Origin of the sequence: Hydromonas duriensis, from assembly GCF_004363775.1 — a bacterium.
Lineage (GTDB): Bacteria > Pseudomonadota > Gammaproteobacteria > Burkholderiales > Burkholderiaceae > Hydromonas > Hydromonas duriensis.
In genome coordinates this window covers 35,955-57,823 of sequence record NZ_SNZE01000013.1, presented here as the reverse complement: position 1 = coordinate 57,823, position 21,869 = coordinate 35,955, and the positions used below count along the sequence as shown (strand labels likewise).

Below are 21,869 nucleotides of genomic sequence, written 5' to 3'. Positions count from 1 at the left end.
GAGGCGGGACGCACTAAGTTGGCGGCTTTGGCTAAACAGTTGCAAGAGGACTCTAACACTCAGAAAGGTTTGAAAGTCTCGGCGTATACCGACCGCTTGGGTTCAGATGCGTATAACCAGAAGCTCTCGTTTAAACGTGCTGAAACGATTAAAGCGTTTTTAGTGAGCCAAGGCATTGCAGAGAACTTGATTACGATTGAGGGCTTGGGTGCGGCTAAACCGTTGGTGAATTGCCCAGGCAGTAAGTCAGCGGCAACCATCGCGTGCTTGGCCCCGAATCGTCGGTTTGAGGTGTCGTTGAAGTAAATTTATTGATTTTTAGAGGACAATATACTTAAAAAAGCTCTGCTCGTGCCGAGCTTTTTTAAAGCTGATTTTTGTGATGTTGTACAAGTTTGTTGAGAATAATCCAAATACTGTTTCAACTTAATTTTAAGCCTTGTCCTCAATAAAGAAGGAGTAATAATGGCTGCAAATGAAAGCAAGGAGCTAATGGATGCTCATGTGGATGAGCACTTAATTCAAAAACGAGATAAAAGGTTAAAGAGCACTTTAAAAAAAGGGGATGCCCCAAAACAAGGGTGGTCTAGAGCTCAAGCGATGGAGTGGATATCAAAAAACAACATACGCCACCAATCTATAACTAAAAAAAATGCGTAACTAACTGTAACTTCTGTACTTGACGGTTTTATTTATAGATTGATTTGATTTTCAGTATAAGTAATAACATTTTGTTTTTAAATACTTTTTAAAGTTTAAAACGATGGTGAAAAAAACGAAACATGTAGCAATGTTGTCATATTCTGATTTTGTGGGCAAGGCTTTGCCAGAGGTTCCTCTTGTTATTATTAAACGCAGGCATGTGTGTAAGTGCAATTCCGAGTTACACATTGTTTTAGAAGTTGTTTATGGTTTAATAAAAACAAATACAAGCTGCTGTCTTGAGACCAGAACAAAAAGCTGTCAATGTGGTGAAATCGTTGTTCCAAGTGGAGGTTATGAATACATTGCAGACGATTGGATAGATACAACAGCTAAGTTGTCAGACTACTTACCTATGAGTGGAATTTAGGCATTAAAACAGTGTGTCAAAATGTCTTAATTTTTGAATTATAAATTTCTTCTCTTTTTAGCCAGAGCCACTGTTTATGTTATGTTTAAAGGGTAAAGCAACCATTGCATCACGGTGGTATTCACCAATATGCTGACGCTCAAGTTCAGTGTATTCGTGGATTGCCTGCATGAATTGGGGGTGCGCGAGCCAGTGTGCAGAATGAGTGAGTACAGGTGAAAAACCGCGTAAAAGCTTATGCTCGCCTTGTGTACCAGGGTCAAAGTGAGTTAAGCCTTGAGCCAAGGCATAAGTAATTCCTTGGTAATAACAGACCTCGAAATGCAGGCAGGCCACATCTGACAATGACCCCCAATAGCGACCGTATAAAGTGTCCGCATCCTTAAAAAATAAGGCTGCGGCAATTTTTTTACCCAATGAGTCTTGAGCAATTTCTAAAACCACATTATTGGGCATGGTCAAACCAATCTGCTCAAAAAAAGCCAAGCTCAAATAGGGGGATTGCCCGCGAACGTGGTAGGTGCGTTGGTAACACTGATAAAAAAATATCCAATCATCAGCTTGGATGTCTTTACCTTCAATAAAATGGCAAGAAATGCCCATTTGATGGATTTTATTGCGTTCAGCTTTAATGGTCTTGCGACGTTTTGCAGTCATTTGACTTAAAAAGCCATCAAAATTGTCAAATTTATGATCAGTCCATAAAAATTGACAACCTTGCCGAAATGCCAGCTTAGGTTGGTTTTTGGCAAATGTTGCGGCATCGGCTTGGGTGAGGAATAAAGTATGCCATGAGGAAGCCGACTGCTGAGTGGCTAATTGTTTTATGCCTTGTACAAACATCGGCAAGACATCTTCTAAATCAATGCCGTTTGCCAACCAAATCCGTTCATCCGTTACAGGCGTGAACGGTATGCAGCTAACCAATCGGGGATAGTAGTTCAACCCGTTTTCCTTGTATGCTTGGGCCCAATTTTGGTCGAATACATACTCGCCTCGGTGATGGTTTTTGGCAAAAAGTGGAAGTAGGGCGATGGGCTGTTGAGCCTCGTTATGTAGCAATAAATGTTGAGCCCACCATCCACGCTCAGGCGAGATGGCGTCAGAATCTTCCAAAGCTTGCCAAAATGCTTGAGACATAAAAGGCGTTTTGCTTTGTGCAAAAATTTCAGGAGGCGCTTGTTTGACGGAGGTAATCACGCGAATGGTAGGCATGCGGCATTTTAATACAATTGGCTGAACCATGTGGTGAGCGAGAAATAGCATCGAGAGTTTTTGACTTTTACACCAAACCTCTTTTGGCGTACAATGCCTGCACTTGATAAATGCAGAGAATAGAGGGCAAACATGACATATGCACGAATCATTGGTACGGGTAGTTTTGTACCTAATGAGCCTGTTAGCAACGCGATGTTGGTTGAACGTTTGGCAAAACAAGGTATTGAAACGTCGGATGAGTGGATACGTGAGCGCACGGGCATTACCCAGCGTTATTGGGCGAATCCAGACCAAACCACGAGTTCTTTGGCCGAAGTGGCGGCAAAAAATGCCCTTGAAATGGCAGGTGTTCATGCAGAAGAGTTGGATTTAATCATCGTTGGCACGTCTACAGGCGACATGATGTTCCCCAGTTCAGCGTGTTTATTGCAATCACGCATTGGCGCTAAAAAAGCAGCGGCTTTTGATGTACAAGCGGCTTGTACTGGCTTTATTTACGCATTGACAACCGCGAATGCGATGATTCGGTCGGGACAAATTAAAACAGCGCTGGTTGTTGGTGCCGAAGTGATTTCGCGTTTATTGGATTGGAGCGACCGCACAACCTGTGTTTTGTTTGGTGATGGTGCAGGTGCAGTGGTATTGCAGGCTTCAGATGAACCAGGTGTGTTGTCATGCAAGGTTCATGCAGATGGTGACTTGTCGACCATTTTATACAGCAATGGCGTTATAAAAAACGGTCAAATTGTGGGGCATCCTTTTATTACCATGGATGGTCAGGCAGTATTTAAAAATGCCGTCAAAGCACTTGGAGATGTCGCGATTGAGGTGCTTGAGGATGCACGCATGGATGTGGCGGATTTAGATTGGTTTATTCCTCATCAGGCCAATATCCGCATTATGCAAGCAGCGGCTAAACGATTAAATGTACCCGATGAAAAAGTGATTGTATCTGTGAATTTGCACGGCAATACTTCAGCCGCCTCAGTTCCTTTAGCTTTAGATAAAGCGGTGCGTGATGGTCGCATCCAAAAAGGTCAAACCTTGTTGTTGCAAGGGGTTGGTGGTGGCTTTACTTGGGGCGCGAGCCTTCTCAAGTTCTAGAGCCTTGGCGCATTCTAAATTTCTTACTCAATTCGTTTAATTTAAGGAACACAGAAAAAGCATGAATTTGCTTTTTCTGTATTTTTTTGGAGATGATATGTTTGCATTTGTTTTTCCAGGTCAAGGCTCGCAAAGCGTTGGCATGCTCAACGACCTCGCTGATTTGCCTGTGGTGCAAGACACCATTGCCGAAGCATCGGATGCTTTGGGCTTGGATTTGCTCAATATGATGAAAAATGGGCCTATTGAAGATTTAAATCTGACGATTCATACTCAGCCTGTCATGCTCACGGCCAGTGTGGCTTTTTATCGCGCTTGGCTTTCAGTTGGCGGTGCTGTACCCACAATGATGGCGGGGCACAGCTTAGGTGAATATTCCGCTTTGACTGCGGCAGGCGTGTTTAGTTTGAGCGATGCTGTTAAGCTCGTGCGCACACGCGCCGAAGCGATGCAAACGTCCGTGCCTGTCGGCGTGGGTGGCATGGCTGCTATTTTAGGGCTTGATGACGACACCGTGAAGTTCGTATGTGAAACGGCTCAAACAGAGGTGGCGGGCGAAGTCGTTCAAGCGGTTAATTTTAACTCTCCAGGTCAAGTAGTGATTGCGGGTCACAAAGAGGCGGTTGAGAAAGCGTGCGAATTGGCAAAAGCGGCAGGTGCGAAGCGCGCATTGCTATTACCCGTTTCAGCACCGTTTCATTCGAGTTTACTTAAGCCCGCTGCGGATGTGTTGCAAAATGCATTGGCAAACGTGACAATGAACGCGCCGAGCGTACCCGTGGTGAATAATGTTGATGTAATGGTCGAGCATGACGTGGCTCGCATCAAAGACGCGCTTGTGCGCCAAGCATGGCATCCTGTGCGCTGGGTTGAGTGTGTGCAGGCCATGGCAAATAAAAATATTTCCGATGTGGTTGAATGCGGTCCTGGTAAAGTTTTGGCTGGTTTGGCCAAGCGCATCGACAGCCGTGTTGCAGGGCACGCCTTGGTTGATCAGGCGAGTTTGTCCGCTATTCGTGAGGCACTAAGTTAATTCATATGCGGGGGCTAGGTTGCCCCGTGTTGTATTAAAAATATCTTGAGTTGTTAGATATGGTATTGGATATTCGTATCAAGAATTGGAGTTAAAAAATGAGTTCATTAAACAATCAAATCGCTTTGGTTACAGGTGCATCTCGCGGTATTGGCCGTGCGATTGCACACACTTTGGCAGAGCGCGGTGCGATTGTGGTTGGTACAGCCACCTCGGAAGCAGGCGCGGCTGACATCGCCAAAGGTTTACAAGCGATTAACCCTAAAAATATGGGGTTGGTGTTGAATGTTGCGGATGCTGAACAAAGTGACGCGGTATTGGCACAAATCGAAAAAGATTTAGGTACGATAAATATCCTCGTCAATAATGCAGGCATCACGCGTGATAACTTAACGATGCGCATGAAAGATGAAGATTTTGATGCCGTTATCGCCACCAATTTAAGAGGCGTATTTCGCCTTTCTCGCGGCGTCATGCGAGGCATGATGAAAGCCCGAGCAGGGCGAATCATCAGTGTGACTTCGGTGATTGCACAAATGGGTAACCCTGGTCAAGCAAACTACGCAGCGGCGAAGGCGGGCGTTGAGGGAATGTCTCGAGCGTTGGCCAAAGAATTAGGCTCGCGCAATATCACTGTCAACTGCGTGGCACCAGGCTTTATTCAAACTGATATGACGGCGGCTTTGGGTGAAGAGGCGATTAATGCGCTTGCAAGCCAAATTCCGTTGGCGCGATTGGGGCAAGCACAAGACATTGCCCATGCAGTGGCATTTCTCGCCTCACCAGAGGCGGCTTACATTACAGGGCAAGTCTTGGCAGTAAACGGCGGCATGTATATGTAAGCGTGTTGACGAAACGCGATGGCCTACTTTTTTCGTGATAGATAGGTAACATAATCTACTGGTGTAAAGAAAGCGGCTGTCTGGCTGCTTTTTTTGCGATAAAAATATAAAAAGCGATTTTTTGTTTTGTTATTTATTGGCTTGTTGTATTTAAGCTTATATAACACACCATCATTGGAGGTTGCATGACTTGGACGACATGCTTAGTTGTCTTAAACTACGCCATTGCATTGTATGTTTTAGGTCGAGTAATGTTGCGTCCGTATCGTGAGCCTGCATCCCGAGTCGCGTGGATGCTTGTCATTGCAGGTGTGCCTGTTTTCGGTATTTTGTTTTATTTTATGTTTGGTGAAACCAATATTGGGTTTGAACGTGCCGAACGCATGCGAAAAATACAAAGCTCATTGTTTCAGCAATCAAAAGCCAGTTTACATGAGCCTTTTGATGTGGACATTCCAGAACGCTATCAGCAGTTGTTCCGTATTGCTCAGTCGGTGAATGGTTTTATGCCTGTAGGCGGTAATCACGGCGAAATTATGGCCAATTCTGAAAAAACAATTGACGCCTTGGTCAAGGACATTGACGAGGCGCAGCATCATGTGCATCTTTTGTTTTATATCTGGCTCGCTGACACCAGTGGTTTGAAAGTGATTGACGCGCTTTGTCGTGCGGCGGGGCGTGGTGTGGTATGCCGTGTGCTGGCGGATGCCCTCGGTTCGCGTAGCTTGATTGATTCAACATATTGGGAACAAATGGAAGAGGCGGGTGTACGGGTTGCCTACGCTCTGCCAATTGGCAATCCCATCATGCGCATGCTGTTTGGGCGAATTGATTTACGCAATCATCGAAAAATTATGGTGATTGATAATCGCATTACTTATTGTGGGAGTCAAAATTGCGCTGATGCGGCGTTTTCTCCGAAGCCGAAGTACGCGCCTTGGGTCGACACGGTGGTGCGCTTCACTGGGCCGATTGTGTTGCAAAATCAACGTTTATTTGCCAGTGATTGGCAGCTTGCAACGCATGAAAACCTTGAAACCTTATGGCTGCTTGAAGAAACGACAAAAGCTCAAAATTGCCCCGCATTGGTTATTGGCACGGGCCCAACTGAGCGTCACTCCGCTATGCCCGATGTGTTTTTGACCCTGATTGCTTGTGCAAGAGACGAACTCATTATCACGACCCCGTACTTCGTGCCCAATGAGTCGATTTTTAATGCATTATGCATCGCCGCTCGAAGCGGTGCCAGTGTGACGTTGAATGTGCCGCGTCGCAATGACTCGTGGATTGTCGCGGCCGCCAGTCGCAGCTATTATCAAGCTTTACTTAAAGCGGGCGTAAAAATTTATGAATATACGGGTGGCTTATTGCATGCCAAATTATTGACCATTGACGGCGAAGTCACCATGCTGGGTTCGGCCAATTTAGACCGTCGAAGTTTTGACTTGAATTACGAAAACAATATTGTGTTGTACGATAAAACATTGACTCAAACCATCATAGAGCGACAGCAAGGATACATCGATGCCTCGGTGCGAGTAACTTTGTCAGAAGTTGAAGAATGGACTAAGCCTAAATTGCTGTGGTACAACACCGTCGCGACCATGGGGCCAGTGCTATGAGCACGCCGTTTTTTACTTATTGTTTTTACCTATATTTTTGGACTTTTGATTGTGAATACAAATAAACCCAGTTTACATAATGGACGCTGTTTTTGGTGCGGAGATGATGAACTATACGTCCATTATCATGATGTAGAGTGGGGCAAGCCCGTATACGACGACACGCGCTTATTTGAAAAAATTTGCCTTGAAGGTTTTCAATCGGGCTTGTCGTGGTACACGATTTTAAAGCGGCGTGAAGGTTTTCGCAAAGCGTTTAAACAGTTTGATATCTCAACCGTGTCTCAATTTACGGCCTCCGATGTTGAGCGATTATTGCAAGACGACGGCATCATTCGTCATCGCGGTAAAATCGAAGCGACCATACACAATGCGCAACGGGCGATTGAATTGATACAAGAATTTGGTTCGCTCAATGACTATTTTGGGCAGTTTGTACCGCCAGAAAGTGAGCGTCCCGCAGTAGTGATGCGTGAAACGATTCCCAGCGCCACACCGACATCCACTCGTTTGAGCAAAGATTTGAAAAAAAGAGGTTGGAAGTTTGTAGGGCCGACAACGTGTTATGCGTTTATGCAGGCAATGGGTTTGGTGAATGACCACATGGAAGGTTGTATCTATCGACATGGGCATCGTTAGCATCTGTTGAACACCTGTTTAATCACTCTATACGCTGACAAATTGATTACACCCCCAATTAAATCAAGTTTTTCTCATAAAGTAGAAAAAGTCGCTTTCATTTAAATCTTTGAAAATGATAGAATGCTGCGCTGCATGTAGATTTTTAATATTTTTTCGCGTTTAATCACTTTTTACTGGGTACCAGATTGTTTATTTATTCTTTCTGTGTGTCCAACGTGTTTATTCCACTCGCCCCCGATGTACCTAGACAGTGGTACATTGGCTATTGACCAAGCGGTATGGCCGCAACGTCAATGGGAGTGTTTCTCCCTAATCCCATTGTGTGTTACACACAGAAAGGACAAGCCCATCATGATGAATGACTTTTTGTCAAATTCATACCTCTTTGGCGGCAATGCGCCCTACGTTGAAGAGCTGTATGAACTTTACCTCGACAATCCATCCGCCGTACCAGAACAATGGCGTTCGTATTTTGACAATATGCAGCACGTTCCAGCGAGCAATGGTGAAATCGACGTACGTGATGTGGCTCATGCGCCTGTCGTTGAGTCTTTTGCCCAACGTGCAAAACAAAACAAATTCCTCGCGGCTCAAGCAGCGAATGCTGACCTTGGTCAAGCAAAAAAACAAGTAGACGTACAGTCTTTAGTCGCTGCCTACCGATTTTTAGGTGCGCGCTGGGCTGAGTTGGACCCTCTCAAACGCAGAGAGCGTCCCGAAATTCAAGAATTAGAACCCTCTTTTTACGGTTTTACTGAAGCTGATTTAGACGAAACCTACAGTACCGCTAATACGTATTTTGGCCAAGACACCATGAGCTTGCGAGACTTGGTACAAGCCTTGCGTGCGACATACTGTGGCACGCTCGGTGCTGAATACATGTACATTTCTGATCCAGCAGAAAAACGCTGGTGGCAAGAGCGTTTGGAGTCATGCAAAGCGACACCACAGTTCAATGGCGAGCAAAAAAAACGCATCATGCTCGAATTGACTGAAGCAGAAGGCATCGAACGCTATTTGCATACGCGCTATGTAGGACAAAAACGCTTTTCACTTGAAGGCGGTGAGAGCTTTATCGCCTCAATGGATGCGTTAATCCAACACGGTGGCGCACAGGGTGTGAAAGAAATCGTGATTGGTATGGCACACCGTGGTCGCTTGAATGTATTGGTGAACACACTGGGTAAAAATCCAGCCGATTTGTTTGCTGAGTTTGAAGGTAAACATGGCGACGACTTGCCCGCGGGTGACGTGAAGTACCACCAAGGCTTTTCAAGTGACGTCAGCACAGAAGGTGGCCCCGTTCACCTATCTTTGGCATTTAACCCGTCTCACCTCGAAATCGTTAATCCAGTGGTCGAAGGTTCGGCGCGCGCTCGACAAGACCGTCGCAACGATGAAACAGGCTCAGAAGTGCTGCCCGTTCAAGTGCATGGCGATGCCGCTTTTGCAGGGCAGGGCGTTGTTATGGAAACCCTCAATCTCGCGCAAACTCGAGGTTACGGCACACACGGCACGATTCACATTGTTATTAACAATCAAATTGGTTTTACCACATCAGACCCGCGCGATAAAGGTTCTACAACTTACTGCACGGACGTGGCCAAACTTATCGAAGCACCTGTATTGCACGTCAACGGTGATGACCCTGAAGCGGTTGTGTGGGCCACACAACTGGCATTGGATTATCGCCAAGCCTTCAAAAAAGATGTTGTGATTGACATCGTGTGCTTCCGCAAACTTGGTCATAACGAACAAGATACACCAGCTTTAACTCAACCTTTGATGTATAAAACCATTGGTAAACACCCAGGAACGCGTGCGCTGTATGCTGAAAAATTGACCACTCAAGGTGTTTTGCAAGCGGGTGAAGCTGAGCAGATGGCCACGGACTTCCGTAATGCGATGGATGAAGGTCGCCATTATCACACCAGTGTTTTGAGCAATTATAAACACCAATTCGCCGCAGACTGGGGCTCGTTTTTGCATAAAAAATGGGTGGATGAAACCAATACTGGCGTACCTGAGTCAGAACTCAAACGTTTGGGTGAAAAAATCACCACTTTGCCTGAGGGTTTAACACCTCATCCGTTGGTTGCCACTTTGATGAAAAATCGTCGCGCCATGTCGGAGGGTAAACAACCTTTAGATTGGGGTATGGCCGAGCACTTAGGTTTTGCATCTTTATTGACCAACGGCTATGATATTCGTATCACGGGTCAAGACTCTGGCCGAGGCACGTTTACTCATCGTCATGCGGTTGTTCATGATCAGAACCGTGAACGTTGGGATTCAGGTAGCTACATTCCATTGCAAAATGTGACAAGCGAAGCCAGTTTTACTGTGATTGACTCTGTGTTATCGGAAGAAGCGGTATTGGGCTTTGAGTACGGTTACTCAACCACTGCACCCAATACATTGGTGATTTGGGAAGCGCAATTCGGTGACTTTGCCAATGGCGCACAAGTGGTCATTGACCAGTTTATTTCTAGTGGTGAAGTCAAATGGGGCCGTGCATCAGGTCTGACATTAATGTTGCCTCATGGTTACGAAGGCCAAGGGCCAGAACACTCTTCTGCACGGATTGAGCGTTATTTGCAATTATGTGCAGATCACAACATGCAAGTGGTTCAACCGACGACTCCAGCGCAAATTTTCCATATCTTGCGTCGCCAAATGGTCGGCTCTTTCCGCAAACCATTGATTATCTTTACGCCTAAATCGCTTTTGCGTCACAAAGAAGCTATTTCTGATTTGAGCGAATTGGCTCAAGGCTCATTCCAAACGATTATTGGTGAGACGGACGCCACTGTGAAAGTGGATGCGAAAAAAGTCAAACGTCTATTGGTTTGCTCGGGCAAAGTGTATTACGACATTTTGGCCGCTCGCCGAGAAGAAAAAGACCAAAACGTGCCTGTGATTCGTCTCGAGCAAATGTACCCATTCCCGCATAAAGCTTTTGCTGCGGAACTCAAAAAATATCCTTCACTTGAAGAGATTGTATGGGTGCAAGATGAACCTCAAAACCAAGGTCCATGGTTCCAAATTCAACACAATTTGTTTGAAAACTTAAACGAAGGTCAAAAACTTGCCTATGCGGGTCGCCCAGCATCTGCTTCACCCGCAGTAGGTTACTACGCCAAACATTATGAGCAACAAAAAGCCATGATGGTTGCTGCTTTTGGCAAGTTAAAAAACTTTTTGAGAAAGTAATTTCAACCAATTGTTTTTAAAAAGATAATTGAATAAACCGAAGCGGTGGGTATAGCCCACCCCACGAATGAAAGAAAACATATTATGGCCATCATTGAAGTTGTTGTTCCCCAATTGTCAGAATCTATTGCCGAAGCGACATTGCTCACATGGAACAAAAAAGCGGGTCAAAGTGTCACCCGTGATGAAAATTTAATCGACGTTGAAACCGACAAAGTCGTTCTTGAATTGCCAGCGCCTGCGTCAGGTGTTTTGGTTGAAATCATTGCCGCAGACGGAGCAACGGTCGCCAGCGGTCAATTAATTGCCAAAATAGACACCACAGCAATCGCAGGTGACGTGCCAGCCGTTGACGCGCCGTCGCCACAACCCGTTACCGCCATTCAAAGCTCTGCCATAGCAGTCACGCCAGCGGCGCACACAAGCACCCCTTCGCCTGCAGCAGCTAAAATCATGGCAGAAAGTGGTGTCAACAATGTGACGGGTACAGGCAAAGATGGTCGCATCACCAAAGCAGACGCTTTAAATGCAGCTACTGCAAGTACTGCTGTTGCCAAATCAGCCATCCCAGCTCCAAGCGCAGGCTCAGCATTGCCAGTGGTTAAAGCACCAATCAATGTCAATGGCATTTTGGCCGATCGCCCAGAGCAACGCGTACCAATGAGTCGTTTGCGCGCTCGTGTCGCAGAACGTTTATTGCAATCTCAATCGACCAACGCCATCTTGACGACATTCAATGAAGTCAATATGGCTCCCGTCATTGAAATGCGCAATAAATATAAAGATAAATTCGAAAAAGAGCATGGCGTTAAACTCGGATTCATGAGCTTCTTTGTTAAAGCAGCCGTTGCCGCCCTCAAAAAGTATCCAGTGCTGAACGCTTCGGTTGACGGCAATGATATTGTTTATCATGGTTATTTTGATATTGGTATCGCTGTTGGCTCGCCTCGTGGTTTGGTTGTTCCTGTGATTCGTAATGCCGACCAACTCAGTTTGGCCGATATCGAAAAGCAGATTGCTGAGTTTGGTGCAAAAGCCAAGGACGGCAAGCTCACCATTGAAGAAATGACAGGCGGTACGTTCTCAATTTCTAACGGTGGTGTATTCGGCTCTATGCTTTCAACCCCGATTATTAACCCGCCACAATCAGCGATTCTTGGTGTACATGCGACTAAAGACCGTGCCGTGGTGGAAAATGGTCAAATCGTCATTCGTCCCATCAACTACTTGGCCATGTCATACGATCACCGCATCATTGACGGGCGTGAAGCTGTTTTGGGCTTAGTGACTATGAAAGAGGCTTTGGAAGATCCAGCGCGTTTGTTGTTGGATGTGTAATTAGTTGGTATTTGATGTGTTGGGGGACGTTTGAACCCCAACACATTTTGAGCATTATTTATAAAAGCATGTGGTACAAAGGATGGAAAATGAATAAGAAAACAGCAGTTATGTTTTTTGGTATGACTATGGCCTCTCAAGTTTGGGCTGCTGGTGAGCATATTTCAATTGCAAGTTCAATCCCTTATTTGGATGAGTCCTTGGTTCAAGAAAATATTGTTAAAGAGTGTGCGAGCTTAGGGGCGAGCTTATCGAATTCGCTGAGCACAGAGTTGTCTAACGTTGGTTACTTTGTTGATAAAGTTGATAAACTCGATACCAGTAAAGATTTAGTTTTGGAGGTTAAGATTACCTCAATGACGGCAGGTGGAAGCTTTGTGTTTGGTAAGCAGACAGGTGGAACAGCCAAAGCCACATTATTTAAAGATGGCACCGTAGTTAAAACGAAGGTGTTTAATCGAACGTCAGGTGGCGGTGTGTTTGGCGTGTATAAAGGCAATTGCAGCATTTTAGAACGAATCACAACCGTGTTTGGCAAAGACATTGCCCTTTGGTTGAATCAAAGTAATTGATTTAAATGAACAACTTAGAATCGTGGTTTTGAGGGGCTAATGTTTTTAAGATCTTGTTTGTCTTTTGTATTGCTTAACGTTTTACTAGTGGACTCGCGTGCGCAAAACATAACTGCAGCACCGCGCGAGGTGGCACTTTCGGTGGGGCATGAGGTGACTACAAGTGACCAAGCGAAAGTATTTGCGGAATGCACGTCATTAGATATGGATTTGAGACAGGCTTTTGTTAAATTATTGGAAGATGCTCAATATTCAGTGCATGAGACAAATAAGTTGGCGGGCAAACCTGAAAGCAAATTGTTAGATGCTAAAATTGTCGATGTAATTAGCGCGGGTAATTCTTTTTTGAGTCACGAGAAAGTTTTGGCTGTAAAGTTAGATGTTTATGTAGATGGCGTAAAAGTAAAGACCCGTAAGGTTACCAGTAGCCTGCAAAGTGGTAGTTTGAGTAATTCCTGTAGCATTTTAACTCGACAGGCACAAAGCCTTGCTGTTCAGCTTGTAGCATGGTTCAATAAGCTGAGATAAATTAATTGGTCGCTTGAATGGAGAGTTATGGGCTATTGTGTTAAGTGGTTGGGGGGGCTATGCGCCATTCTTTATGGCGTAGCTCATGTTGGGTATGCTCAGGATATGGAAGTGCAAAATCAAGCCCTTACAGAGCAGGTTCAGTTGCCACATGACCCTCGGGTAAACCCCAAAGTGTCTTTTTTTAATAAATATCGCTCAAAAGGGCCAATTCGCATTTATTTTTCTTACGAAACAGAAAAAGGTAAATACAACTCTAAACTCAATCAATTGACGGTGGTCACTCAAGAACGCTTAACTGTGGTAAATGGCTTGGCTGCTTTTGGAGTTGCCGCTGGGGCAATGACAGGTCAATTTTCGGTTGGTAATAACCCTTATGGTTTTCAAACTAGAGATGCTATTGTAGGTTATAAGATTGAAGACATTGCTGACAGATCAAAACTTGAAAATCCAGCTTTAAATGATATTCCACAGCGATTGGATCAAGATATTATTCAATACGTTAATCAAAATCCTTCTATTAAAGCCCGACAATATTATGAGTCGTTATTTGTTCGGCCTTGGCAATGGAGCTTGGTATTTGATGATGTCGCTGCTGGAACATCTAAAAACAATTACATTTTAAAATTTAAGGCAAGCCTCTCAAAAACAGTTGAAGGTGATGCCAGAGGTTTTTTTCATCGGGCTCAACAAAAAGATGCCGTATGTATGTTTGAATCTGATAGTAAAAGCTTAGAACAGTGGCGAAAAGATGATTATGCAGAAGTGGCCGCACTTCGACCTAAAATTATTGATAAGTGCATCAGTAGTTTTAATGATTCTTTTTCTGAACTTTTACAAGAAGACGAAGATTTAAAAAAGACTACACCTGAAAAAAGGATTCGCAGTGCCACACTGTTGTGCAAGAACATGTATAGACAGTGTATTAGTATTGCGAAAGATGAAGATGATGAGACGAAACTTGAAACTTTGTTGCGCATTGGACAAACACATAACGATACAGAAAAAATGGCTTTTGCCATGTGTAAGTCTGACTACAAACAATGTAATGTAGATTTGGTTAAACCTCTTATCGCCGCGACGCCTATTGGTCAGTGTCGTATAAAATTAGATGCATGTAAAATTCATTCCAAAGAAAAAATACGAGAAATCGGTAAAGAAGCGGTCAAAGCTGAATATAAGGTTTGTGTCGCTGAGTATGAAAAATGTACCGATTCTGTCGGTAAAGATAAAAATCAGGTTAATAGTGAGGATATCGTAGATAAAGACTTAACAGATGGAGCAGAGAGCGACACACCAAAGTAAAGCAAACTAAATTCATTAATCAAACAGTAGAACGGAAAAAATTATGTCACAAACATTCGACGTAGTAGTCATCGGTGCAGGCCCTGGCGGTTATATTGCTGCCATTCGTGCGGCGCAATTGGGCTTATCAACAGCTTGTATTGAGGGTAATCCTTATGATGACCCAAAAGGTGAGCCACGTTTAGGCGGTACGTGCTTGAACGTGGGCTGCATCCCATCCAAAGCTTTATTACACAGCTCGCATCTATACGAAGATGCGAACCATCATTTCGCTGAAAATGGTATTTCGGTCAAAGACGTAAGTGTTGACCCGGCCAAAATGGTGGCGCGTAAAAATGCCATCGTTGACAAAATGACGGGCGGTATTCAATACCTGTTCAAGAAAAACAAAGTGACCTTGCTCAAAGGTTACGGCGCATTCGTGAAGCAAGAGGGCGGTTTGACGCAAGTCAAAGTGACCGATAAGGCTGGCGTTGAGACGGTGGTGAGTGCAAAGAACGTTATTATCGCTACAGGTTCTAAAGCCCGTCACTTACCCAGCATCACTGTCGATAACGTTGTGGTGTGCGACAACGAAGGTGCATTGAATTTTAATACCGTGCCGAAAAAGCTCGGTGTGATTGGCGCGGGTGTGATTGGTTTGGAGCTCGGTTCGGTGTGGCGTCGTTTGGGTGCTGAAGTGACCGTGCTTGAAGCCATGCCCGCTTTCCTTGGTGCCGCGGATGCTGCGATTGCCAAAGAAGCAAAAAAATTGTTTGAGAAACAAGGGCTTAAATTTGAACTGGGCGTCTCAATTGGTGATGTTAAAGCGACCAAAAAGGGCGTGACGGTTAATTACACGACTGCAGCAGGCGAAGCGGCTAAGGGTGAGTTTGATAAACTCATCGTCTCAGTTGGGCGCACGCCAAATACAGATGGTTTGAATCTTGAGGCTGTCGGTGTGAAAACCAATGAGCGTGGCTTCATCGAAGTCAATCACGATTGCGCCACTGCGGTAGCAGGTATTTGGGCGATTGGTGACGTGATTCCAGGTCCGATGCTCGCGCACAAAGCCGAGGATGAGGGTGTGGCTGTGGCTGAGCGCATTGTTGGTCAAAAACCGCACATTGATTACAACTGTATTCCTTGGGTGATTTACACCTCTCCTGAAATTGCTTGGGTGGGGCAAACTGAAGAAGCACTCAAAGCCGCAGGTCGTGAGATTAAAACGGGGCAGTTCCCGTTCATGGCGAACGGTCGTGCATTGGGCATGGGCGCGGCTGAAGGTTTTGTGAAAATGATTGCGGATGCCAAAACCGATGAAATTTTAGGCGTGCACATCATTGGCGCTGGAGCATCAGACCTGATTGCTGAAGCGGTTGTGGCGATGGAGTTCAAGGCGGCTTCAGAAGATATCGCTCGCATTTGCCATCCTCATCCGAGCATGTCAGAAGTGATGCGCGAAGCTGCATTGGCTGTTGATAAACGCACGCTAAATATGTAAAACAATACGCAATACATTGAATGTGTGCACATAACAAGCGCGGGCATTGTCCCGCGTTTGTTGTTATAGTTACGTCTTAAGCATTCATATGTGGCCCATGTTTTTAATGTTTGCCAATAAAAATTGGACAGCACGATGACACGATAAGGGCAGCTAATTGTTTTTAAAAGCAGCACTGGAGAGCGACAATGACTCAACCTCAAGACAGCCAAGAGGCGACCGCCGTGCGCGTTGCCTGTGTGCAAATGATTTCTTGCACCGATATTCAGAAAAATATACACGCTGCCGCAGAGTTAATTGCGCAGGCCGCGAGCGATGGTGCACAACTTATTGTTTTGCCAGAGTATTTTTGTTTGATGGGGCGGCTTGAAACCGATAAGTTAGCGGTGGCGGAAGATTTTGTAGGGGAGCAGGTGAGTGATAATACGCCGCTACAAGCTTTTTTACGGGCGCAAGCCATGCAGCACCAAATTTATTTGATTGGCGGAACAATTCCCCTTAAAAGTCCAGACCCACGCAAAGTTTACAATTCATGCTTAGTCTATTCCCCCGAAGGAAGAGTTGAAGCCCGTTATGACAAAATCCACCTGTTTGGCTTCAAAAATGCCGACGAATCATACAACGAAGGCGATGCGATTATGGCGGGTGACGCGACGCAGCCTTGCGTGTGGGACAGTCCTTGGGGACAGATTGGCATTGCGATATGCTACGACATCCGCTTTCCCGAGTTGTTTCGTCAAGCTGGGGATGTGGTCGCTTGGATCGTGATGGCAGCGTTTACACATACCACAGGACAGGCTCATTGGGAGGTGCTGTTGCGCGCGCGAGCCATCGAGAATCAATGCTACTTGGCCGCCAGCGGGCAAGGCGGGCTGCATGAAAATGGTCGTCGTACCTTTGGTCACAGCATGTGGATAGATCCGTGGGGTGCGGTTCAATCTGTCCAGCCTGAGGGTTGCGGCGTGGTATTTGGCAATCTGTTACACTCTCGTATCCATCGGGTACGCACCAGTTTACCTGCACTGAAACATCGCGTGATGAGCTGCTGACCAACCAGTCTTGGTGTTTTAGACAATATTTATAATGTGAAAATAAACTCATGACCTTACATCAAAACAACTTCAAAATAGCCGAATCATTGCTGCTCACGCCCTATGGTTTGAGTACACAAAATCTTGAACGCGTGTTTTCAGAAATATTTGCGCATCGTGCCGATGATGCTGATTTGTACTTTCAATATACGCGAAGCGAAGGCTGGAGTTTAGAAGAGGGTATCGTTAAAGGAGGCAGTTTCAGTATTGACCAAGGTGTTGGCGTGCGTACAGTGGTTGGAGATAAAACCGCTTTTGCATACTCAGACAACATTCACTTAGATGCTTTATTGGATGCAGCGCGTGTGACGCGTGACATTGCGCCAGCCGTTAACGCTCGTGGAATAAAAGTGCCGTCTCAATCAATTCAACCTGTGCCCATGCAGTCAATTTCACCCTATGCAGCGAATTTATATGCGGCGCATGACCCAATAGCCAGTTTGACCTCGGCTGAAAAAGTCAGCTTGTTGGAACGACTGGAGAAAAAAGCACGCGCCCTGGATTCTCGTGTCACTCAAGTGATGGCGAGTGTATCTGCGGAATACGATGTCGTGCTCATTGCGCGGGCAGACGGTTGTTTAGCGGCCGATGTGCGTCCGTTGGTGCGGGTGAATTGCTCGGTTGTTGTCGAAAGCAATGGACGACGTGAACAAGGTTTTGCAGGCGGTGGTGGACGAAGCGATTATGGTTATTTTACCGATGAGATGCTTGAAAGTTATGCCAAAGAAGCAGTGCGTCAAGCTTTGGTTAATTTAGAGGCCATTGCTGCGCCAGCTGGTGTTTTACCTGTTGTTTTGGGTGCGGGCTGGCCTGGGGTGCTTTTGCATGAAGCGATTGGTCACGGTTTAGAAGGGGACTTTAATCGCAAAGGCTCATCTGCTTTTGCTGGAAAAATTGGTCAACGTGTCGCGGCCAAAGGTGTCACCGTTGTTGACGACGGCACGTTAAAAGGTCGTCGCGGCTCGTTGAATATTGATGATGAAGGGCACACCACCCAGCGCAATGTACTCATCGAAGATGGTATTTTGCAGGGATATATGCAAGACGCGATGAATGCACGGCTGATGAATGCGAGTAGAACAGGCAACGCGAGACGTGAGTCATATGCACATTTACCCATGCCGCGCATGACCAATACGTATATGCTTGGCGGTTCACATGAGCCGCAAGAGATTATTGCTTCGGTCAAATATGGCATTTATGCGCCGAACTTTGGCGGGGGGCAAGTGGACATCACGAACGGCAAGTTTGTTTTTTCGACCACAGAAGCTTATCTTATCGAAAACGGTAAAATCACTGCCCCAATTAAAGGCGCCACATTGATTGGCAACGGCCCAGATGCGTTGACCAAAATTAAAATGATGGGCAACGACATGAGTCTGGATTCAGGCGTAGGCGTGTGCGGTAAAGAAGGGCAAAGCGTGCCTGTTGGTGTAGGCCAACCGACTTTACGCATTGATGGTTTAACTGTTGGTGGAGCGCAGTTGTAATCACGATTTCATGTGAAAATGAATAATGTTTGTTCATTTTTTTATTTGAATCACACTTCGCTTCCCGTATTTTCTGATTTTAGTGTTATAATTCGCGTTGGCGGGTCCCTTCGCATTGTGGGGCGGTGAATCGGGTCAGGTCCGGAAGGAAGCAGCCACAGCTGTTATCCATGAGTGCCGAAGTTCAGGCTCGCCTTCATATTCCTAAAAGGGCGACGACGCGAGTCGTCGCCCTTTGTTTTATTCGAAAAAGTAGCGTTTTTCGTACTTTTCTTAAATAGAGGCGACATGAGTTCTCAAGTTTTGGCACGCAAATGGCGACCAAGGGATTTTGCTTCGTTAGTCGGGCAAGCGCATGTGGTTAAAGCCCTGACGCACGCGCTCACAGAGCAACGTTTGCACCATGCATATTTGTTCACGGGCACGCGAGGCGTTGGTAAAACCACGATTGCACGAATTTTAGCAAAATCGCTCAATTGTCAAAAAAATGGTGTGAGTGCCTCGCCTTGCGGTGAATGTGAAGCATGTGTGGACATTGACGCGGGACGATTCGTTGATTTGCTCGAAATTGATGCTGCGAGTAACACAGGCGTTGATGACATGCGCCAGCTTATTGAAAATGCCGTCTACATGCCGACCGCAGGCCGTTACAAAGTGTACTTAATTGATGAGGTACACATGCTGTCAAAATCGGCGTTCAATGCCTTGCTTAAAACGCTTGAAGAACCGCCCGCGCATGTTTTATTTATTTTGGCAACGACCGACCCGCAGAAAATTCTTCCCACCGTCCTCTCGCGTTGTTTGCAATTCAATCTTAAACAAATGCCACCCGCTGATATTGTTGGGCATTTGACCCATATTTTGACCGAAGAGCAGGTTAATTTTGAACCCGCAGCCTTGCATATGTTGGCCAAGGGGGCTCAAGGCAGTATGCGCGATGCACTGTCTTTAACGGATCAGGCGATTGCTTTTAGCCGTTCTAATGTCTCAGTAGATGCTGTAAGAGACATGCTCGGTAGCACCGATACGACTCAAATCGAAGCCATCTTTAATGCCTTGATTGCCAAAGATGGGGCGGCGTTGGTGAGCATTGCGGAACAAATGGCTGCGCGCTCAACCTCTTTTTATGACGCCACGGTCGAACTGGCGCAAATCTTATATCGCATTAGTCTGGCGCAAGTGGTACCCAATGCCCAAACAGATGATATGCAGCTCAATGACTTGATTCAACATATTGCCCCACTAATGGGTGCGGATGAAGTTCAATTGTATTACAGCATAGTAACGACCAGCCGAGACCAGTTGCACCTTGCGCCTGATGCACAAGCGGGCTTTACTATGATGTTGCTGCGTTTACTGGCTTTTGCACCCGCTAAAAACGAAGGGGAACGCGCAAAAAAGTAATCAGCGCAGCTGTTGCACCTTCTGTAGCTGCGCCAACTCCTCCTAAGCACACGGCTCAACAGCCCGAGTTTGACACTTCAGCCCAGGCAGTTGTGCACACTGAAACGACAGCGGCTGAATCGGATAATGCCTTACCCCGTCCCGCGGATTGGGTTAATTTGGTTGAAAAGCTGCATGTGCGAGGTTTAGAAGCGCAACTGGCACGGCAAAGTGAATTGGTTGCATTTACTGACAGCACAATAGAATTACGCTGCGAAAGTCGAGTTTTAAGTAGTAACCCGATAGCGATTACGGGCTTAGAAAAACGTTTAAATGCACACTTTAAAGACCAAACGCGTCGTTTGAAGGTGCAGCAAGGCAGTGTGCAGGCGACACCTGCAATAGAAAAAGCACAGGTGAAAGCCCAAGAATTGGCAGGTGCGCAAAAGTTAGTGGCGGAAAGCCCGACCATTCGTGCACTGATTCAAGAATTAGATGGAATGCTTGTGCCCAGCTCGGTACAAGCCAGTTGAACAAATTAAATTTTTATGTCACCATCCGCCATCTTGGATGGCTTACTAAACGAAGGAACGACTCATCATGATGAAAAATCAACTCGCAGGCTTGATGAAACAAGCGCAAAAAATGCAAGACGACATGAAAAAAGCGCAAGATGAACTGGCAAACATCGAAGTCGAAGGGCAATCTGGTGCAGGTTTGGTCAAAATCACCATGACTTGCAAGCACGACGTCAAACGCGTGGTTATTGACCCCTCATTGTTAGCGGACGACAAAGACATGCTGGAAGACCTTGTTGCCGCAGCAATGAACGATGCCGTGCGCCGTGCCGAAGCCACAACAAACGAGCGCATGAGCGGCTTGACGGCGGGGTTAAATATGCCTGCTGGCTTCAAAATGCCATTTTAAGCATAAAGATAGCGTTAAAAGTTAAAGCAATATCTCACACTTGAGTAAGATAAAAAAACACTCGCTTGAATCATCTTACAAGCGAAACAAGGAGTAATAGATGAGCTGGTTAGAAAAGATTTTACCTCCACGAATTCAAACTTCAGAGGCAAAAAAAGTTGTGCCTGAAGGTTTGTGGGTGAAATGCCCGTCATGCGATGAAGTGTTGTATAGCGCGGATTTAGAAAACAATCAGCATGTATGCCCTAAATGCGACCATCACTTACGCATCAGCGCGCGTGAACGTTTGGATAAATTGCTTGATGCCGAAGGACGAGTTGAGATTGGGCAAGAGGTCAAACCGCTAGACACTTTAAAATTTAAAGACAGCCGTAAATACACGGATCGCCTGTCCGAAGCGACCAAACAAACAAAAGAAACCGACGCGCTGATTGTCCAAGCAGGTTCAATTATGGGGCAAGATGTCGTGGTCGCTGCTTTCGAATTTGAGTTTATGGGCGGCTCGATGGGTTCAGTGGTTGGTGAACGTTTTGTCCGTGGTGTCCGTCACGCGATTGAAACCAAATCAACGTTTATTTGCTTCACCGCCTCAGGCGGCGCGCGCATGCAAGAGGCCTTGATGTCGCTCATGCAAATGGCGAAAACCACGGCAGCATTGACGCTACTCGCAGATAAACGCCTGCCTTTTATTAGCGTTTTAACAGACCCAACTATGGGTGGTGTCTCGGCAAGTTTTGCTTTCCTTGGTGACATCGTCATGGCAGAACCCAAGGCTTTAATTGGTTTTGCAGGCCCGCGAGTGATTGAACAAACGGTACGCGAAACTTTACCCGAAGGGTTTCAACGCTCAGAGTTTTTACTTGAAAAAGGCGCGATTGACATGATTGTCAACCGCTTGCAGATGCGTGAAGAAATTGCCCGAGTGATTGCCTTGTTGCGACGACAGTCAGACGCAAGTTTCAACTAAACTGTTCATGAATTGCCGTGAGACTTCACGGCAATTTTT

The 21,869-nt window shown here is 45.9% G+C and carries 19 protein-coding genes, 1 other RNA gene and 1 pseudogene; 20 read left to right on the top strand and 1 reads right to left on the bottom strand.

Features of this window, described 5'->3' with window-relative positions; genetic code table 11:
* Both DFR44_RS07155 and DFR44_RS07150 read left to right on the top strand, forming a co-directional pair.
* Positions 1-306, top strand: a 306-nt coding sequence (locus DFR44_RS07155) for an OmpA family protein (RefSeq protein ID WP_133620533.1), incomplete at its 5' end; no start/stop codon positions are given.
* A gap of 159 nt (positions 307-465) precedes the next feature.
* Positions 466-660 carry a hypothetical protein gene (locus DFR44_RS07150; RefSeq protein ID WP_133620532.1) on the top strand — a complete coding sequence of 65 codons (195 nt, stop codon included), beginning with the start codon at positions 466-468 and terminating at the stop codon, positions 658-660.
* A 469-nt stretch (positions 661-1,129) separates the two neighbouring features.
* Here DFR44_RS07150 and DFR44_RS07145 read toward each other — a convergent pair whose 3' ends face one another.
* Complete coding sequence (locus tag DFR44_RS07145; RefSeq protein ID WP_162845199.1) at positions 1,130-2,287, bottom strand: GNAT family N-acetyltransferase; 1,158 nt, start codon at positions 2,285-2,287, stop codon at positions 1,130-1,132.
* 132 nt (positions 2,288-2,419) lie between these two features.
* Between DFR44_RS07145 and DFR44_RS07140 the strand changes: the two genes are divergently transcribed.
* The 18 genes and pseudogenes from DFR44_RS07140 to accD all read left to right on the top strand — a co-directional run bounded on the left by DFR44_RS07140 (position 2,420) and on the right by accD (position 21,830).
* On the top strand, positions 2,420-3,394 hold the full coding sequence (locus DFR44_RS07140) for a beta-ketoacyl-ACP synthase III (protein ID WP_133620530.1): 975 nt from the start codon (positions 2,420-2,422) through the stop codon (positions 3,392-3,394).
* A 97-nt stretch (positions 3,395-3,491) separates the two neighbouring features.
* On the top strand, positions 3,492-4,427 hold the full coding sequence (fabD, locus tag DFR44_RS07135; RefSeq protein ID WP_133620529.1) for an ACP S-malonyltransferase: 936 nt from the start codon (positions 3,492-3,494) through the stop codon (positions 4,425-4,427).
* Positions 4,428-4,525: 98 nt separating this feature from the next.
* On the top strand, positions 4,526-5,269 hold the full coding sequence (fabG, locus tag DFR44_RS07130) for a 3-oxoacyl-ACP reductase FabG (protein WP_133620528.1): 744 nt from the start codon (positions 4,526-4,528) through the stop codon (positions 5,267-5,269).
* A 185-nt stretch (positions 5,270-5,454) separates the two neighbouring features.
* Positions 5,455-6,891, top strand: coding sequence for a cardiolipin synthase (gene cls, locus DFR44_RS07125; protein WP_133620527.1), 1,437 nt, complete (start codon positions 5,455-5,457; stop codon positions 6,889-6,891).
* A 51-nt stretch (positions 6,892-6,942) separates the two neighbouring features.
* Positions 6,943-7,530 carry a DNA-3-methyladenine glycosylase I gene (locus DFR44_RS07120; protein WP_133620526.1) on the top strand — a complete coding sequence of 196 codons (588 nt, stop codon included), beginning with the start codon at positions 6,943-6,945 and terminating at the stop codon, positions 7,528-7,530.
* 354 nt (positions 7,531-7,884) lie between these two features.
* Positions 7,885-10,746 carry a 2-oxoglutarate dehydrogenase E1 component gene (locus tag DFR44_RS07115; protein WP_133620525.1) on the top strand — a complete coding sequence of 954 codons (2,862 nt, stop codon included), beginning with the start codon at positions 7,885-7,887 and terminating at the stop codon, positions 10,744-10,746.
* An 84-nt stretch (positions 10,747-10,830) separates the two neighbouring features.
* Positions 10,831-12,084, top strand: coding sequence for a 2-oxoglutarate dehydrogenase complex dihydrolipoyllysine-residue succinyltransferase (gene odhB, locus DFR44_RS07110; protein ID WP_133620524.1), 1,254 nt, complete (start codon positions 10,831-10,833; stop codon positions 12,082-12,084).
* Between the two features lie 89 nt (positions 12,085-12,173).
* A complete protein-coding gene (locus tag DFR44_RS07105; RefSeq protein ID WP_133620523.1) occupies positions 12,174-12,656 on the top strand; it encodes a hypothetical protein in 483 nt (160 codons plus the stop codon).
* 39 nt (positions 12,657-12,695) lie between these two features.
* Positions 12,696-13,184: a hypothetical protein gene (locus tag DFR44_RS07100; RefSeq protein WP_133620522.1), complete on the top strand. Its 489-nt coding sequence runs from the start codon at positions 12,696-12,698 to the stop codon at positions 13,182-13,184.
* Between the two features lie 27 nt (positions 13,185-13,211).
* Entirely contained in the window at positions 13,212-14,489 is a 1,278-nt protein-coding gene (locus DFR44_RS07095; protein ID WP_133620521.1) for a hypothetical protein, read from the top strand.
* Between the two features lie 43 nt (positions 14,490-14,532).
* Complete coding sequence (lpdA, locus tag DFR44_RS07090; RefSeq protein ID WP_133620520.1) at positions 14,533-15,972, top strand: dihydrolipoyl dehydrogenase; 1,440 nt, start codon at positions 14,533-14,535, stop codon at positions 15,970-15,972.
* Between the two features lie 188 nt (positions 15,973-16,160).
* The gene (locus DFR44_RS07085; protein ID WP_133620519.1) at positions 16,161-17,021 is read left to right on the top strand and encodes a carbon-nitrogen hydrolase family protein; all 861 of its coding nucleotides are present in this window, start codon (positions 16,161-16,163) and stop codon (positions 17,019-17,021) included.
* 50 nt (positions 17,022-17,071) lie between these two features.
* A complete protein-coding gene (gene tldD, locus DFR44_RS07080) occupies positions 17,072-18,553 on the top strand; it encodes a metalloprotease TldD (protein WP_133620518.1) in 1,482 nt (493 codons plus the stop codon).
* Between the two features lie 99 nt (positions 18,554-18,652).
* Positions 18,653-18,751: signal recognition particle sRNA small type (gene ffs / locus DFR44_RS07075), an RNA gene on the top strand.
* A gap of 90 nt (positions 18,752-18,841) precedes the next feature.
* Positions 18,842-19,948 (top strand): annotated as a pseudogene (dnaX, locus tag DFR44_RS07070) (DNA polymerase III subunit gamma/tau); the annotation flags it as partial.
* A gap of 101 nt (positions 19,949-20,049) precedes the next feature.
* On the top strand, positions 20,050-20,469 hold the full coding sequence (locus DFR44_RS11745) for a hypothetical protein (protein ID WP_342774567.1): 420 nt from the start codon (positions 20,050-20,052) through the stop codon (positions 20,467-20,469).
* Between the two features lie 67 nt (positions 20,470-20,536).
* A complete protein-coding gene (locus tag DFR44_RS07065; protein WP_133620517.1) occupies positions 20,537-20,863 on the top strand; it encodes a YbaB/EbfC family nucleoid-associated protein in 327 nt (108 codons plus the stop codon).
* Positions 20,864-20,963: 100 nt separating this feature from the next.
* A complete protein-coding gene (gene accD, locus DFR44_RS07060) occupies positions 20,964-21,830 on the top strand; it encodes an acetyl-CoA carboxylase, carboxyltransferase subunit beta (protein ID WP_133620516.1) in 867 nt (288 codons plus the stop codon).
* Positions 21,831-21,869: the final 39 nt, after the last annotated feature.

Coding starts and splice junctions, on each gene's coding strand:
- DFR44_RS07085 (WP_133620519.1), top strand. CDS start 16,161: ATGACTCAACCTCAAGACAGCCAAGAGGCGACCGCCGTGCGCGTTGCC.
- DFR44_RS07095 (WP_133620521.1), top strand. CDS start 13,212: ATGGGCTATTGTGTTAAGTGGTTGGGGGGGCTATGCGCCATTCTTTAT.
- fabD (WP_133620529.1), top strand. CDS start 3,492: ATGTTTGCATTTGTTTTTCCAGGTCAAGGCTCGCAAAGCGTTGGCATG.
- DFR44_RS07105 (WP_133620523.1), top strand. CDS start 12,174: ATGAATAAGAAAACAGCAGTTATGTTTTTTGGTATGACTATGGCCTCT.
- DFR44_RS07145 (WP_162845199.1), bottom strand. CDS start 2,287: ATGCCTACCATTCGCGTGATTACCTCCGTCAAACAAGCGCCTCCTGAA.
- tldD (WP_133620518.1), top strand. CDS start 17,072: ATGACCTTACATCAAAACAACTTCAAAATAGCCGAATCATTGCTGCTC.
- lpdA (WP_133620520.1), top strand. CDS start 14,533: ATGTCACAAACATTCGACGTAGTAGTCATCGGTGCAGGCCCTGGCGGT.
- DFR44_RS07100 (WP_133620522.1), top strand. CDS start 12,696: ATGTTTTTAAGATCTTGTTTGTCTTTTGTATTGCTTAACGTTTTACTA.
- DFR44_RS07140 (WP_133620530.1), top strand. CDS start 2,420: ATGACATATGCACGAATCATTGGTACGGGTAGTTTTGTACCTAATGAG.
- DFR44_RS07065 (WP_133620517.1), top strand. CDS start 20,537: ATGATGAAAAATCAACTCGCAGGCTTGATGAAACAAGCGCAAAAAATG.
- cls (WP_133620527.1), top strand. CDS start 5,455: ATGACTTGGACGACATGCTTAGTTGTCTTAAACTACGCCATTGCATTG.
- DFR44_RS07150 (WP_133620532.1), top strand. CDS start 466: ATGGCTGCAAATGAAAGCAAGGAGCTAATGGATGCTCATGTGGATGAG.
- accD (WP_133620516.1), top strand. CDS start 20,964: ATGAGCTGGTTAGAAAAGATTTTACCTCCACGAATTCAAACTTCAGAG.
- DFR44_RS07115 (WP_133620525.1), top strand. CDS start 7,885: ATGATGAATGACTTTTTGTCAAATTCATACCTCTTTGGCGGCAATGCG.
- odhB (WP_133620524.1), top strand. CDS start 10,831: ATGGCCATCATTGAAGTTGTTGTTCCCCAATTGTCAGAATCTATTGCC.
- fabG (WP_133620528.1), top strand. CDS start 4,526: ATGAGTTCATTAAACAATCAAATCGCTTTGGTTACAGGTGCATCTCGC.